Annotated in this window: 13 protein-coding genes; 12 read left to right on the top strand and 1 reads right to left on the bottom strand. The window is 42.5% G+C overall.

All coding sequences use genetic code 11. The features are described from left to right. Positions 1-49: 49 nt before the first annotated feature. Positions 50-649: a bifunctional phosphoserine phosphatase/homoserine phosphotransferase ThrH gene (gene thrH / locus T541_RS0113375; RefSeq protein ID WP_026653198.1), complete on the bottom strand. Its 600-nt coding sequence runs from the start codon at positions 647-649 to the stop codon at positions 50-52. Positions 650-1,036: 387 nt separating this feature from the next. Between thrH and T541_RS0113370 the strand changes: the two genes are divergently transcribed. The 12 genes from T541_RS0113370 (at position 1,037) to T541_RS0113315 (ending at position 15,154) form a co-directional block, all read left to right on the top strand. After that, positions 1,037-3,082 (top strand): methyl-accepting chemotaxis protein, encoded by a 2,046-nt coding sequence (locus T541_RS0113370; protein WP_026653197.1) that lies wholly within the window; start codon positions 1,037-1,039, stop codon positions 3,080-3,082. A gap of 157 nt (positions 3,083-3,239) precedes the next feature. Next, a complete protein-coding gene (rpsO, locus tag T541_RS0113365; RefSeq protein ID WP_026653196.1) occupies positions 3,240-3,506 on the top strand; it encodes a 30S ribosomal protein S15 in 267 nt (88 codons plus the stop codon). Between the two features lie 323 nt (positions 3,507-3,829). Next, positions 3,830-5,926 carry a polyribonucleotide nucleotidyltransferase gene (locus T541_RS0113360; protein WP_026653195.1) on the top strand — a complete coding sequence of 699 codons (2,097 nt, stop codon included), beginning with the start codon at positions 3,830-3,832 and terminating at the stop codon, positions 5,924-5,926. A gap of 140 nt (positions 5,927-6,066) precedes the next feature. After that, positions 6,067-7,671: a peptide chain release factor 3 gene (locus tag T541_RS0113355; RefSeq protein WP_026653194.1), complete on the top strand. Its 1,605-nt coding sequence runs from the start codon at positions 6,067-6,069 to the stop codon at positions 7,669-7,671. A gap of 30 nt (positions 7,672-7,701) precedes the next feature. After that, positions 7,702-9,144, top strand: a complete 1,443-nt coding sequence (locus T541_RS20790) for a transglutaminase domain-containing protein (RefSeq protein WP_155839525.1) — start codon at positions 7,702-7,704, stop codon at positions 9,142-9,144. Between the two features lie 87 nt (positions 9,145-9,231). Next, positions 9,232-9,585, top strand: a complete 354-nt coding sequence (locus T541_RS0113345) for an Asp23/Gls24 family envelope stress response protein (RefSeq protein ID WP_034467163.1) — start codon at positions 9,232-9,234, stop codon at positions 9,583-9,585. Positions 9,586-9,623: 38 nt separating this feature from the next. Continuing rightward, positions 9,624-10,031 (top strand): transcription antitermination factor NusB, encoded by a 408-nt coding sequence (gene nusB, locus T541_RS0113340; RefSeq protein WP_026653192.1) that lies wholly within the window; start codon positions 9,624-9,626, stop codon positions 10,029-10,031. Continuing rightward, positions 10,021-11,238 carry an exodeoxyribonuclease VII large subunit gene (gene xseA, locus T541_RS0113335; protein WP_026653191.1) on the top strand — a complete coding sequence of 406 codons (1,218 nt, stop codon included), beginning with the start codon at positions 10,021-10,023 and terminating at the stop codon, positions 11,236-11,238. Before nusB ends, xseA begins: the two co-directional genes overlap by 11 nt. After that, complete coding sequence (gene xseB, locus T541_RS0113330; RefSeq protein ID WP_026653190.1) at positions 11,231-11,461, top strand: exodeoxyribonuclease VII small subunit; 231 nt, start codon at positions 11,231-11,233, stop codon at positions 11,459-11,461. Before xseA ends, xseB begins: the two co-directional genes overlap by 8 nt. Beyond that, entirely contained in the window at positions 11,461-12,372 is a 912-nt protein-coding gene (locus T541_RS0113325; protein ID WP_026653189.1) for a polyprenyl synthetase family protein, read from the top strand. The genes xseB and T541_RS0113325 overlap by 1 nt, the downstream gene beginning before the upstream one ends. Before the next feature lie 17 nt (positions 12,373-12,389). After that, positions 12,390-14,240 carry a 1-deoxy-D-xylulose-5-phosphate synthase gene (gene dxs / locus T541_RS0113320; protein WP_026653188.1) on the top strand — a complete coding sequence of 617 codons (1,851 nt, stop codon included), beginning with the start codon at positions 12,390-12,392 and terminating at the stop codon, positions 14,238-14,240. A gap of 5 nt (positions 14,241-14,245) precedes the next feature. Continuing rightward, a complete protein-coding gene (locus tag T541_RS0113315; protein WP_026653187.1) occupies positions 14,246-15,154 on the top strand; it encodes a TlyA family RNA methyltransferase in 909 nt (302 codons plus the stop codon). Positions 15,155-15,160: the final 6 nt, after the last annotated feature.

The following is a 15,160-nucleotide window of genomic DNA, read 5'->3' as shown; positions in this document are numbered from 1 at the left end:
TGTTCAATCGAAGCTGATTGGACAGGCTTTTGTAATTAAAGAATATAGATTAAAGAGCTTTTTTAATTGCTTCAAAGAGATCGTCGTAGCTTTCAAAGGCTGGAAGCTCTGGATAGTCAGCTTTGATCTTATCTGTTGAGCGGAACAGGAAACCGGCTTTGGAAGCCTGTATCATGGCAAGGTCGTTGTAGCTGTCGCCACTTGCAATTGTCTCATAGCCAATTGACTGAAGGGCCTTAACTGTAGTGAGCTTTGAATTCTCAATTCTCATCTTAAAGCCAGTGATCTCACCAGAATCTGCAACTTCAAGAGAGTTACAGAAGATTGTTGGCCAGCCAAGCTTCTCCATAAGAGGAGTAGCAAACTGTGTAAAGGTATCACTAATGATGATCACCTGAGTGATGGCTCTTAATTTATCAAGAAATTCCTTAGCTCCTTCAAGGGGCTCAATCTTAGCAATTGTATCCTGAATCTCCTTAAGTCCAAGACCGTGCTCCTTAAGAATTCCAATTCTCCATTTCATAAGCTTGCCATAGTCGGGTTCGTCTCTGGTTGTACGAGAAAGTTCAGGTATTCCTGACTCTTTAGAAAAAGCAATCCAGATCTCTGGAACAAGTACGCCTTCAAGGTCTAAGCAAACGATATTCATAGTGTGATCTCCCTTAGCTGTTATTTTCTATTTATTATGTGTTATCTTGCGTTCTGATAGATTTTAACACATTAAAGTGGCGCAGACAACAAGTATATTGTAATAGAATTAGTTCTTTTGACATAAAAAAAGGACCACCACCGGGAGCCTGCCGCAGTGATGGTACTTTATCTTTTGTTTGGAAGGATTTTCATGTTGTTTTTCCTCCTTCTTTTATTACCTTCACTTTTTATATCGGTAGGATGAGCCTCCAGATTAGGATTAAAGTATGTATTATTTCTGAATTCTTTATTAAATATCGGGGATTGAGGGGATTACTATTCGGATATTAAGTATAATAAAATGGTCGCAATATCGTTTATTCCTATTCTTCTAAAGGAGGATGTGATGGGCAAGAAAGATGCTACTCAGAAACGTACCAGTAACATTCCGCTGATGTATAGCGTGAAGTTTAACCTGATTGTTACTATGGTTTTGATTGTTGTAATTCCATTAGTTCTTTCTATTATTGTCAGCTATTTTTCTTCTATAAAAAAATCTTTGGCTGATGCTGAAAAGATTAATCTTAAACAGGCTATTATTGTTGCTGATGAGTTTACCACAACCCTTGATCAGCAGATCAGAACTCTTCAGGGCGTTGCCAATAACCCTTATACCATTGATTTTGTTAAAAAAGGATCTGACCTTACTCAGGCAGATTCCGATACAATGATCGCCTATCTCGATACTCTTAATGAGCCCTATGCAGATGGCAATAACATCGTTATTTCTGCAGCTACTGGCGATCAGCTTGTTAGAACCGGAGGCGGTAAGCTTTCCAATATTAGTGAGAGAGAATTTTTCCAGGATGCTATGCAGGGCAAAGTAGTTCTTTCTGATGTGCTTGTATCAAAGGCTACAGGCTCCAGAATCATTGTTCCTGCTGTTCCTGTTTATGATTATGACTACACAACTCCAATTGGAGTAGCACAGCGAAGCTATGATCTTTCTGTTCTTCACACTCTTCTCACAGAGAATCTTGATGACAATCAGAGGGCCTTTATTACTGATGACAGTGGTATAGTTATCGCTCATTCTGATTATGAGATTTCAGCTGATGACGAGGAAGATAATAGAAGTGACAGACTTTTCTTCCAGTATGCTAATGCTAATCAGAAGGGGACATATCTTTCCGATGGAAAAGGCGATGATAAGCAGATTGTTTCATATTACAAAGAACCAAATACTGGCTGGATAGTTGTTGTTTCTACTAATTACGACAAGACTATGCTCTCAGCTAAGAAGAGTGCTAATTCTGTAGTGCTTCTTGGTATTATCATGACCATATTGGCAGTGCTTCTTTCATTTAAGATGGCTAAGTCCTTCACAGGACCTATGACAGAAGTTAATACAGCACTTTCACATCTTTCAAATGGCGAATTCGTTCATATAGATAAGTTTACTAACCGTAAGGATGAGTTTGGTGAGATGATTGGCAATACCAACTCGGTTCTTGATGTCCTTGGAGGTATTGTTAAGAACATCAAGGAATCAGCTATTGCTGTTAATGATTCCTCCGAAGAGCTTGCAGATGCTGCCAGCCAGATTTCTCAAACTGCAGATGATGTATCCAATGCAGTTCAGGAGATCGCATCCGGTGCAACACAGCAGGCTGATGAGATTCAGGAGGTTACCATCAACGTTGGCAACATCGGCGAAGCTACTACAAACATGCAGAGTAGTACAACAGATCTTGCTTCTATCGCTGAGAGAATGCAGCAGGCATCCACAGCATCGGCTCAGAGCCTTGCAGACCTTCAGGAGAGCAGTAGCGATGTAAGTAAAAAGATATCCGATATTTCCGAAAGGATCGGTGCAACAAGTAATTCTGTTGAAGAGATCAACGGAAAGGTTGATGCTATTACTAATATTGCAACCCAGACTAACCTTCTTTCACTTAATGCTTCCATCGAGGCTGCAAGAGCAGGTGAAGCAGGTAAGGGCTTTGCAGTTGTAGCAGAAGAGATTGGTAAGCTGGCTGAGGATTCCAAGACTCTTGCCAACGGAATCAGAGAGAGCATGGATGTTCTTCTTACCCAGTCCCAGGAAGCTGTTACAATGGCTGCAGAGATCCAGCAGTCCAATACAGAGCAGAGTCAGGTTATCAGCGCTACTGTAGAAAGTGTTAAGTCAATGATCGATGACGTAGCATCTACTGTTACTGGTGTTAAGAGTATTGAAGGTGATACCGGATCCTGTGTAACAGCAAAGGGAGTTGTGGCAGATGCCATGACATCGCTGTCAGCTATCTCGGAAGAAAACGCTGCTTCTTCAGAAGAAACAGGCGCTTCCATGCAGGAGCTTTCTGCAACAGTTACCACACTTTCCGGCAGTGCAGATGCTCTTAAGAGTATTGCTGAGAAGCTTAGCAAGGATATGGAATTCTTTAAATAACAATTATTTCTTTACATGCGATTGTTTCTATGTTATTATTACTTAGTTGCTGACATAAGTTCAGTTAACTTTTGCAACTACCAGCACTCGGATTGTGGATACTCCAACCGAATCTTGGTGCATGGCGGATATTTTTCAAGAAACAAAGGAGAAAGAAATGATCGCAAAAGAGAAGAAAACAGAAGTAATCAACAAGTTCGCTAGAAAGGCTGGCGATACAGGTTCACCAGAGGTTCAGGTAGCTATCCTCACAGAGAGAATTAAGGAGCTTAACGAGCACCTTCAGAAGAACCCTAAGGATCACCACTCAAGAAGAGGTCTTCTTAAGATGGTAGGTCAGAGACGTAGCCTTCTTGGTTACCTTAAGAAGAAAGACATCGAGGCTTATCGTAAGCTCATCGCTGATCTTGGTCTTAGAAAGTAATTCGATGAACAAAAAAGGCGGGATATGGCTGATTTACATCGGCTTTATTCCGCTTTTCTTCTTTTAAGAGAAAATCACGAGAATATGCGCATTTTTGCGCTTTTCTATATACAAAAGACGAAAACATGTTTTGATGCACACGCGCCTGAAGTACAATAGTTTCAGTAAATTACAGCAATTTGCACTCCGCTGCAAATTGCGTGAGAACATGAATTGGGAGTGAGGGGCAATTTTGCGCAAGCAAATTTGAATATTGCCCCGAATACAGTTCATGAAATGAACTGTAGATGAGGGGCCGCGGATGAGCAGAAGAAGGAGAAAAAATGGTTAAAACTTATTCAATGGAACTGGCTGGTCGTACACTTAAGGTTGAGATCGGCAAGGTAGGAAAACAGGCAAACGGCTGCGCTTTCATGCAGTATGGAGACACAACTGTACTTTGTACAGCAACTGCTTCAGCTAAGCCAAGGGATGGAATCGATTTCTTCCCACTTTCAGTAGAGTATGGCGAGAAGTTCTACGCTGTAGGCAAATTCCCTGGTGGATACAACAAGAGAGAGGGTAAGCCTTCTGAGAACGCAATTCTTACAAGCCGTGTTATCGACCGTCCTATGCGTCCTCTTTTCCCTAAGGACTATCGTAACGACGTTACTATCGAGACAATGGTAATGGCAGTAGATCCTCAGTGCCGCCCTGAGCTTGTAGCTATGCTCGGCGCTTCAGTTTCAGTTTCAATTTCAGATATTCCATTTGATGGCCCTTGCGCTATGACTCAGATGGGTATGATCGATGGAGAGCTTATTGTTAACCCTACTCAGGAGCAGTGGAACAAGGGTGACCTCAAGCTTACAGTAGCATCTGTAGGACAGAAGGTTATCATGATCGAGGCTGGTGCCAACGAGATTCCTGAGGAGAAGATGAAGGAAGCTATCTACAAGGCTCACGATGTTAACCTTCAGATTATTGAGTTCTTCAAGGGTATCGTAGCTGAGGTTGGTAAGCCAAAGCACGAGTATACAAGCTGTGCAGTTCCTGAAGAGCTCTTTGCAGCTATCAAGGAAGTTGTTCCTCCAGAAGAGATGGAGAAGGCTGTATTCACAGATGATAAGCAGACTAGAGAAGCTAACATCGCTGATATTACAGACAGACTTACTGAGAAGTTTGCAGATAACGAAGAGTGGCTTGCTATTCTTGGTGAAGCAATCTATCAGTATGAGAAGAAGACAGTACGTAAGATGATCCTCAAGGATCACAAGAGACCAGACGGTCGTGAGATCAAGCAGATCAGACCACTTGCTGCAGAGGTTGATCTTATTCCTAGAGTTCACGGAAGTGCTATGTTCACACGTGGACAGACACAGATTTGTGATGTAGTAACTCTTGCACCTCTTTCAGAGGCTCAGAAGGTTGAAGGCCTTGACGCTTTCGCTGCAGACAAGAGATATGTACATCAGTACAACTTCCCTGCTTATTCAGTAGGTGAGACAAAGGTTTCAAGAGGACCAGGACGTAGAGAGATCGGTCACGGAGCCCTTGCTGAGAGAGCACTTCTTCCAGTTCTTCCTAGCGTAGAAGAGTTCCCATATGCTATCCGTGCTGTATCAGAGACTTTCGAGTCTAACGGTTCTACATCAATGGCTTCTACATGTGCATCATGTATGTCACTTATGGCTGCTGGTGTTCCTATTAAGAAGATGGTTGCTGGTATCAGCTGCGGTCTTGTAACAGGTGACACAGATGACGATTTCGTAGTACTTACAGATATCCAGGGTCTTGAGGACTTCTTCGGAGACATGGACTTCAAGGTAACAGGTACTAAGGAAGGTATCACAGCTATTCAGATGGATATCAAGATCCACGGTCTTACAAAGCCTATCGTTGAGACAGCTATTGCACAGTGTCGTGAGGCTAGATTCTTCATTATGGATGAGTGCATGAGCAAGGCTATTGCTGAGCCTCGTAAGGAAGTATCTAAGTACGCTCCTAAGATCGTATCTATCCAGATCGATCCTGATAAGATTGGTGATGTTGTTGGTCAGAGAGGTAAGACAATCAACGAGATCATCGACCGCACAGGCGTTAAGATTGATATCACAGATGATGGTAAGGTTTCAGTATGCGGCGAGGATCAGGATATGATCCAGAAGGCTGTAGATATGATCAACATCATCGTTTCTGATTTTGAGAAGGGTCAGATCTTCACAGGTAAGGTTGTAAGCATCAAGGAGTTTGGTGCATTCGTTGAGTTCGCTCCTGGTAAGGAGGGAATGGTACACATCAGCAAGATCTCTAAGGAGAGAATCGAGCACGTTGAGGATGTTCTTACACTTGGCGATACAGTTACTGTTGTTTGCCTTGGCAAGGACAAGATGGGCAGAATCAGCTTCTCAATGAAGGATGTTGCTAACAACAATCTTTAATCTTGTTATAAAATGAATTTCTGGGGCCGGCATGTTTTTGCATACCGGCCTCATACTTAGTTGAGGTAAAAGAGATGTGTTTTAGACATTAAGTTCTGGATTGGAAGCTAACTAACTTACAATTCAGAAAGGAAATAATTATGAGTAATACAAAAGAAACAATCAATGAAATAAATAAGAGACGTACCTTTGCCATCATTTCCCACCCTGATGCAGGTAAGACAACACTTACAGAGAAGTTCCTTCTTTACGGAGGAGCCATCAATATGGCTGGTAGTGTTAAGGGTAAGGCTACAGCAAGACATGCTGTATCTGACTGGATGGAAATTGAGAAGCAGCGTGGTATCTCTGTAACATCTTCAGTTCTTCAGTTCAACTTTGAAGGCTGCTGCATCAACATCCTTGATACACCTGGACACCAGGATTTCTCAGAGGATACATATCGTACACTTATGGCTGCTGACTCAGCTGTCATGGTTATTGATGCAAGTAAGGGTGTTGAGGCACAGACTAGAAAGCTTTTCAAAGTCTGCGCCATGAGTCATATTCCGATCTTTACCTTTATCAACAAGCTTGATAGAGATGCTAAGGATACCTTTGATCTTCTTGATGATATCGAGAATAACCTTGGTATCGCCACATGTCCTATGAACTGGCCAATCGGTTCAGGTAAGAACTTTAAGGGCATCTATGACAGAAGAGAAGGCCATATCGTTACTTTCTCTGAGACCCAGAAGGGTACTAAGGAAGGTAAGGAGACCTTTATAAGCCTTGATGATAAGGCTGGTATCGAGGCTAATGTTGGACAGGATGCCTTCGAGACACTTCAGTCTGAGATTGAGCTTTTAGACGGTGCTGGTGCTGAGTACGATCTTGAGAAGGTTAGAAAGGGAGAGATTACTCCTGTATTCTTTGGATCAGCTCTTCAGAACTTTGGTGTTGAGCTTTTCCTTCACCACTTCCTTAAGATGGCAACTCCTCCTACAGGTAGAACATCATCTGACGGAGAGGTTGTAGATCCATTAGAAAGAGATTTCTCAGCCTTCGTATTCAAGATTCAGGCTAACATGAATAAGGCTCACAGAGACAGAGTAGCATTTATGCGTATCTGTTCTGGTAGATATGATGCTGATAAGGAAGTTAAGCATGTTCAGTCAGGTAAGGTTATGAGACTTTCACAGCCTCAGCAGCTTATGGCTGATGAGCGTAAGATCCTTTCAGAGGCCTATGCTGGAGATATCATGGGCGTATTTGATCCAGGTATCTTTTCAATCGGTGATACAGTATGTATGCCTAAGGAGACAATTACCTACGAGGGAATTCCTACCTTCGCTCCTGAGCACTTCGCAAGAGTTCGTCAGGTTGATACTATGAAGCGTAAGCAGTTCGTTAAGGGTATCACTCAGATTGCTCAGGAAGGTGCTATTCAGATCTTCCAGGAGTACAACACAGGTCTTGAAGAGATTATTGTTGGTGTAGTAGGTGTCCTTCAGTTTGATGTCTTGAAGTTTAGACTTCAAAGCGAGTACAATGTAGACATAATCCTGGAGAATCTTCCTTACGAATACATCAGATGGGTTGATAATGAGGATGTTGATATGGCAAGCCTTGTTGGTACATCTGATATGAAGAAGATCAAGGATATGCACGACAGACCACTTCTCTTGTTCATTAACGAGTGGAGTGTTGGTATGACTATGGAGAGAAATAAGGGTCTTGTTCTTTCTGAGTTTAAGAAGAACTAAGATCTTGGGGATATCTTGGAGGGAGAGCGTTTGAAAGGTTGGAGGATACATAAAGCTTTAATTACACTTGTTTTGACACTGACACTGGCTGCATCTTTATCAGGCTGCAAATATAACAGCTTTGATGAGTATCTGGAGGCTCTGGGTATGAAGGATGCCGAGGATAGTGCAGTTGAGAGTTCGTCAGGAGCTTCTGTCATTGTTTCAGAAGACTCTACGACTTCTGAGCAAGGTGCATCAGTTGTATCCTCTATAGATTCCTCAAACGCAGCTTCTTCTGAGAATTCTGATGATGCTGCTGCCCAGGATACAAGTAAGGAAAAAAGAGCTGATTCAGATTTTGAGTCCTATTATCAGTCCTCTGACAGCCTGGCTTCTGATGAAGAAATGCAAAAGCAAAGGGCTGCCATCGGTCTTACTGATACAGGTATTGCCAGCATCAAGGAGAAGCAAAAGGGACTATATTGCTACGAGCGACTTACAGAATCTGGCAAGACCCTTTATGTTGAGATCCTTACCATTATGCAGAATCTTGGAAAAGATATCCTGGTATCAACCACCAGTGATGAAGCCGTTGAGCTTGTGTTTGATTATGTGTGCGCTGATCATCCTGAGATCTTCTATGTTGATGGCTATCAGTACACTAATTACACCGTAGACGGCGTTATTACCAAGATCTCTTTTAGCGGCAATTACATCTACGATAAGGATGAGATAGCAAGAAGAGAGACCCTTATCAATGAGTATGTCAATAAATGCCTTGAGGGAGCACCTAATTCTGAGGATGACTACTATGCCATCAAGTACGTGTACGAATACATCATTGAGAACACAGAATATGATGTAAACGCCGCTGACAATCAGAATATCTGCTCAGTATTTATGACAGGTAAGAGTGTATGTAATGGTTATGCCAAGGCTACACAGTACCTTCTTAATAAGCTTGGAATTCCATGTACTCTTTGCGTTGGAACAGTAAATACCAAGACCTCCAAAGGCGTAAGACATGCCTGGAATCTGGTTCTTTGCAACAATGTTTATTACTATGTAGATACTACCTGGGGAGATTCCTCCTACCAGACATCCTCTGGAGAGAGCGCTGATGCAACTAAGCTTCCTAAGGTCAACTATGATTATCTTAATGTTACTTCTGCGGAGATAACCCAGAATCATACCTTCTCCGATGTGCTTGATGTTCCGGTATGTACCAATACAACGGATAATTACTACGTTAGAGAGGATGAGTACTTTACATCTGCTGAGCTTTCCTTAGTTGGAGATCTTTTCAAAAGAAGATATGCAGATGGCAGTGATAATGTAACCATTAAGTGCGCCTCCAAAGAGGTGTACGATTCAATCTTTGAGGAGCTTATCACTAACAGAAAGGTTTTTGATTATCTTCAGGGAGATAACAGCGTAGTTTCCTATACTACATTTGCTGACACCAAGACCATTATTATCTGGTTAAAATAGTCAGCTTCTATATGTGAATACACAGAGGAAATATGATATACTATACGTGTATGTTTTGACATCCTTTAGAATAACGAGGTGTAGATAATGAGTAAAAATGTAGCCGATATCGGTTCAGTTAAGATTGCTGATGATGTAGTTGCAAGAATTGCAGCTTTAGCAGCTCTTGAGGTTGATGGAGTTTCTGCTATGGCAGGCAACTATACCAGCGATGTTTTAGAAAAGGTAAGCCGTAAGAACCTTGCTAAGGGTGCTAAGGTAATGGTTAGCAGCGCTGAGGTTAAGGTTGATCTTGCACTTATGATGGCTTATGGATACAACATTCCTGCAACTTGCCAGCAGGCCCAGACCAAGGTTAAGGCCTCTGTTGAGAATATGACAGGTCTTGAAGTAACTGATGTTAACATCAGAATCGCCGGAATAACAATGCCAAAGGCTTAAGTCCTTTGCCAGTACAATAATAGAATGGGAATAATATTATGAACAGATCTGAACTGAGAGAGCAGGTATTCAAACTGCTCTTTCGTGTTGAATTTAACACTAAAGAAGAAATGGAAGAACAGGAAGAGCTTTTTGTTCTTAATCAGGACAAGGAGTTTTCCAAGGCTGATGCAGATTACATCAGAGACAAGTATGAGAAGATAGCTGACAAGCTCTCAGAGATTGATGAAGCCATCAATAACGAGACTAAGAGCTCTGGTTGGGATACCACCAGAATGGCCAAGGTTGAGCTTGCTATCATCAGACTTGCTGTATATGAGATCATGTACGATGAGACAGTTCCTACAGGAGCTGCTATCAATGAGGCAGTTGAGCTTGCCAAGAAGTTTGGTCAGGACGGTTCCTCTGCTTTTGTAAACGGAGTGTTGGCAAAATTTGCGCAGTGAATACACAGTCACACAGGTTAACTCATATATAAAGAATATGTTTACTCAGGACTTCCTTTTACGATCTCTTGTTGTAAAGGGAGAAGTGAGTAATTGCAAGTATCATTCCTCCGGTCACATCTATTTCACTATGAAGGATGCGGGCGGAGCGATTGCTTGTGTAATGTTTAGAGGTGACAGAGACAGAGGAGGCCTTCGCTTTGATCTTAAGGAAGGTCAGCAGATCAAAGTCACCGGAACAATTGATGTATACGAAAGAGACGGTAAGTACCAGCTCTATGCCAAGAAGATAGAACTTGATGGAGCTGGAGCTCTTTATGAGAAATACGAAGAGTTAAAGAACAGATTAATGGAATCCGGCATGTTTGAGCAGGAGTACAAGCAGCCTATTCCCACATATATCAGAACTCTTGGCGTTGTCACTGCCCCAACGGGAGCAGCAGTGCGGGATATCATCAATGTAGCAACCCGTAGGAATCCACATATTCAGATTATTCTTTTCCCTGCTATAGTTCAGGGTGATCAGGCTGCCGAGAGCATCGTCAGAGGCATTAAGCATTTAGAACAGGGTCTGGCAGATGTGATCATCGTGGGACGTGGCGGAGGTTCTATAGAAGATTTATGGGCTTTCAATGAAGAGATAGTCGCTGAGGCTATTTTCAACTGCCCGGTTCCAATTATTTCAGCTGTTGGACATGAAACAGATACCACAATAGCAGACTATGTTGCAGACAGGAGAGCACCTACTCCATCGGCTGCGGCTGAGATTGCTGTATACGAATATAACAGATTTGAGCAGGATCTTGAGGACTATGCCTATACTCTTTCTGATAAGATGGATGGAAAGATAAGCAGGGTCAGGGCTTTAGAGGAAAGATATGCTCATGCCCTTAATATCTTAAGCCCTGAGGGCAAGATAAGAACCAAACTCCTAGAACTGGACAAATTCCAGGAGCGCCTATCATTCCTTATGGATAAGAGAGTAAGGGATGCAAGGAATAGATTATCTGTGGATGCTGAGAGACTAAAGGGCTTGTCGCCTCTTGACAGACTTAAGTCCGGTTATTCTTATGTAAGCGATGATGAAGGCAACAACATTAAGAGTACCAGGGATGTTAAAGTAGGCGATGATATTAAGATAAGTGTTACCGACGGTAATATTTCTGCCAGGGTAACCGAGGTTTCAGAGGAACAATTCTATGGCTAAGAAGAGTACAAAAGAAGAGAACAACCTTACAATAGAAGAGGCTTTTGCCCAGGTAGAGGATAAAATAAAAGCTCTTGAGAGCGAAGATATTTCCTTGGAGGATTCCTTCAAGGAATATCAGGAGGGTATGAATTTACTAAAGTATTGCCATGAAAAGGTAAGCGAGGTTGAGCTTAAGATTCAGAAGATCGCTGAAGATGGCAGCTTGGAGGATTTTGAGTAATGGGATCAGATTTTGAAGCCAGATTATCAGACAAGGCTGGCTATGTTGAGGATATTTTGCAGAAGTTCCTTCCTAGGGAAGAGGGCTATGCAAAGACTGTTATAGAGGCCATGAATTACAGTCTTTTAGCAGGAGGAAAGAGACTTAGACCTGTCATGATGATGGAGTCTTACAAGCTCTTCGCTGGCTCTGTAGATAACATTTCAGAGCTTTGGCCATTTATGGCAGCCATGGAGATGATTCATACCTATTCACTGGTACATGATGATCTTCCTGCTATGGATAACGACGAATACAGAAGAGGCCGCAAGACTACCCATGCTATGTACGGCGCAGGTATGGCAACCCTTGCTGGAGACGGACTTCTCAACTATGCCTTTGAGACAGCAATCATGGGATCTGCAAATGGAGATCCTAAGTTCGTTAATGCTCTTAAGGTTCTGTCCCAGAAGGCTGGAATTTACGGAATGGTAGGTGGTCAGTGCGCAGATATTGTATCTGAGAACAGAACTGACATCCCTGCTGATGAAATGAAGGACATCCTTCACTATATCGATGAGAACAAGACCGGAGCTCTTATTGAGAGCAGTCTTATGATAGGCGCCATTATCGCAGGTGCTGATGAAGACGAGGTCAGAATGATAGAAAAGGCTGGAAGCAACGTAGGTATTGCCTTCCAGATTCAGGATGATATCCTTGACATAGAGGGAGATGAGGCACTTCTTGGTAAGCCTGTAGGGTCAGATATCAAGAACGCCAAGACCACATATGTATCTCTCTATGGCATGGAACAAGCCAAGAACAAGGTAAAAGAGCTATCTGATGAAGCTTTAGGCATTCTGGATGAGCTTGGCTTTAAGGACAGCTTCCTTGGAGAGCTGTTTAGTTTTTTGATTTACAGAAAGAAGTAAGAAAGTGAGCTTTTATTATGCTACTTGATCAGATAAATTCAACAGGTGATATAAAGCAAATTCCACAGAGTAAATATCCTGAGCTGGCCCAGGAAATCAGGGACTTCCTTATCGAGAAGATCTCGGTAACAGGAGGACACCTTGCTTCCAACCTTGGCGCAGTTGAGCTTACTATGGCACTTCACCTTGCTTTAGACCTTCCTAAGGACAAGATTATTTGGGATGTTGGACATCAGTCCTACACTCACAAGATCCTTACTGGAAGAAAAGATAAATTTGATACCTTAAGACAGTTTGGCGGTTTATCAGGATTCCCTAAGAGATGCGAGTCTGACACTGATGTTTTTGATACAGGACACAGCTCCACATCTATTTCTGCCGGCCTTGGAATGGTTAAGGCCAGAGACCTTATGGGAGAGGACTATGCCGTTGTTTCTGTAATTGGTGATGGCTCCCTTACTGGTGGTCTTGCTTACGAAGCTCTTAATAACGCAGCTAAGCTTGAGACCAATTACATCATCATTCTTAATGACAATGAGATGTCCATTTCTGAGAGCGTTGGCGGTATGAATAAGTACCTTAACAGCGTTCGTACAGCGGAAGGATATCTTAACCTTAAAGAGGATGTTTACGCCCAGCTTAGTAGCAACCACAAGGTTGTTAACGGTATCAGAAGAGCTAAGAACAGTTTTAAGCAGCTCTTTGTACCTGGAATGGTATTTGAGAATCTTGGAATTACATACCTTGGCCCAGTTGATGGCCATAACGTGGCAGCCCTTGAGAGAACCATCAAAGAGGCCAGAAAAGTTAAAAAAGCTGTCATGATCCATGTAATGACCAAGAAGGGTAAAGGCTATGAACCTGCAGAGAGACACCCTGCCAGATTCCATGGAACCGAGCCATTCTTAGTAGAAAATGGTATTCCAAGAAATCCAAGAACCACAGCTAATTACCAGGATATCTTCAGCACCGTTATGTGTAAGCTTGGTGCAAGAGATGACAAGGTAGTTGCCATTACAGCAGCCATGGCTGATGGAACAGGTCTTAAGAGATTCCGCAACATGTATCCTGATAGATTCGTGGATGCCGGAATCGCAGAAGAACACGCTGTTTCTTTTGCTGCAGGTCTTGCAATAGGTGGCTACAAGCCTGTGTTTGCTGTTTATTCATCATTCCTTCAGAGGGCCTATGACCAGATCCTTGAGGACGTATGCCTTCAGAACCTGCATGTTACCTTTGCTATAGACAGAGCTGGCCTTGTAGGAAGTGATGGTGAGACACATCAGGGAATATTTGATATTTCCTATCTGACTTCAATGCCTAATATGACTGTTATGGCTCCTAAGAATAAGTGGGAGCTTTCAGATATGCTTAAGTTTGCTACTTGCCATAATGGTCCTGTAGCTATCAGATACCCTAGAGGTAACGCTTACGATGGACTTAAGGAGTATAGGCAGGAGGTTGAGCTTGGTAAGTGCGAAGTGATCTACGAGGAGAAGGATGTATGTCTTTTAGCCCTTGGTTCTATGGTCAAGATCGCAGAGTCAGTAAGAGACAAGCTCAAGCAGAATGGAATCAACTGCACCCTTGTTAATGCAAGGTTTGCTAAGCCAATAGATACTGATTATATTCATATGGCAACGGGGAACCACAAGCTCATCGTTACCATGGAAGAGAATGTGGCTCACGGCGGCTTTGGAGAGCTTGTAAGAGATTATATTGATCAGAACAGACTTGATACTTATGTACTTTCTATTGCCATCGGTGATGAGTTCGTCACCCACGGCAATGTAGATATCTTGCGTAAAGAACTTGGTATTGATGCTGATTCCGTTGCAAATAAGATACTTATGGAGATTCGCAGGTAATATTTATGGCAAAAGAAAAAGAGAGATTAGACGTTCTTTTAGTTAATAGAGGACTGGTCTCATCAAGGGAAAAGGCTAAATCACTTATCATGGCCGGTGATGTATTCGTAAATGGTCAGAGAGAGGATAAGCCTGGAACAACCTTTGAAGAGGCTAAGATCACATCCCTAGAGGTTAGAGGAGATACGCTTCCCTACGTTAGTAGAGGGGGTCTTAAGCTTGAAAAGGCAGTTAACACCTTCCCTTTAACTTTAGAGGGTAAGACATGTATGGATATAGGCGCTTCCACCGGCGGTTTTACAGACTGCATGCTTCAGAACGGAGCAGTTAAGGTTTATTCGGTGGATGTAGGTCACGGACAGCTTGATTGGAAGCTTAGAAGCGATGACAGAGTTATCTGCATGGAAAAGACCAACTTTAGATATATGGTAAGGGATGACATTCAGGATGATCTTGATTTTGCTTCCTGTGATGTTTCTTTTATCTCCCTGACCAAGATCCTGATTCCAGCCAGAAAGCTTCTTAAGGATGAAGGGGAAATGGTATGCCTTATCAAGCCACAGTTTGAAGCAGGTAAGGATAAGGTGGGCAAAAAGGGTGTTGTTAGAGACCCTAAGGTTCACGAAGAGGTTATTCGCAAGATAATCGACTTTGTTGATATAGTTGGATTCAAAGTTCTGGGCCTTGAGTTTTCACCTATCAAGGGACCAGAAGGCAATATTGAGTACCTTATCTATCTTAGGAAGGATCCTTCAAGAAATGCTGAGGTACAGGATATTACTGAGGCTGATGGAGAGAAGATGTTAAAAGAGATAGTTCTTTCTGCAAATGGATTCTCCTACAGCAAAGAGATGAATGAGCTTATCATGGGGATAGTTGATAAGGCTCATGGTAAACTTGATAAAAACGACTGACGATTT

It is taken from the genome of Butyrivibrio proteoclasticus P6B7, assembly GCF_000622085.1.
GTDB classification, from domain to species: Bacteria; Bacillota; Clostridia; order Lachnospirales; family Lachnospiraceae; genus Butyrivibrio; species Butyrivibrio proteoclasticus_A.
Note: the sequence above shows the minus strand (reverse complement) of the source record. Positions and strands in the feature narration are given on the sequence as shown.

Coding starts and splice junctions, on each gene's coding strand:
- thrH (WP_026653198.1), bottom strand. CDS start 649: ATGAATATCGTTTGCTTAGACCTTGAAGGCGTACTTGTTCCAGAGATC.
- T541_RS0113370 (WP_026653197.1), top strand. CDS start 1,037: ATGGGCAAGAAAGATGCTACTCAGAAACGTACCAGTAACATTCCGCTG.
- rpsO (WP_026653196.1), top strand. CDS start 3,240: ATGATCGCAAAAGAGAAGAAAACAGAAGTAATCAACAAGTTCGCTAGA.
- T541_RS0113360 (WP_026653195.1), top strand. CDS start 3,830: ATGGTTAAAACTTATTCAATGGAACTGGCTGGTCGTACACTTAAGGTT.
- T541_RS0113355 (WP_026653194.1), top strand. CDS start 6,067: ATGAGTAATACAAAAGAAACAATCAATGAAATAAATAAGAGACGTACC.
- T541_RS0113345 (WP_034467163.1), top strand. CDS start 9,232: ATGAGTAAAAATGTAGCCGATATCGGTTCAGTTAAGATTGCTGATGAT.
- nusB (WP_026653192.1), top strand. CDS start 9,624: ATGAACAGATCTGAACTGAGAGAGCAGGTATTCAAACTGCTCTTTCGT.
- xseB (WP_026653190.1), top strand. CDS start 11,231: ATGGCTAAGAAGAGTACAAAAGAAGAGAACAACCTTACAATAGAAGAG.
- T541_RS0113325 (WP_026653189.1), top strand. CDS start 11,461: ATGGGATCAGATTTTGAAGCCAGATTATCAGACAAGGCTGGCTATGTT.
- dxs (WP_026653188.1), top strand. CDS start 12,390: ATGCTACTTGATCAGATAAATTCAACAGGTGATATAAAGCAAATTCCA.
- T541_RS0113315 (WP_026653187.1), top strand. CDS start 14,246: ATGGCAAAAGAAAAAGAGAGATTAGACGTTCTTTTAGTTAATAGAGGA.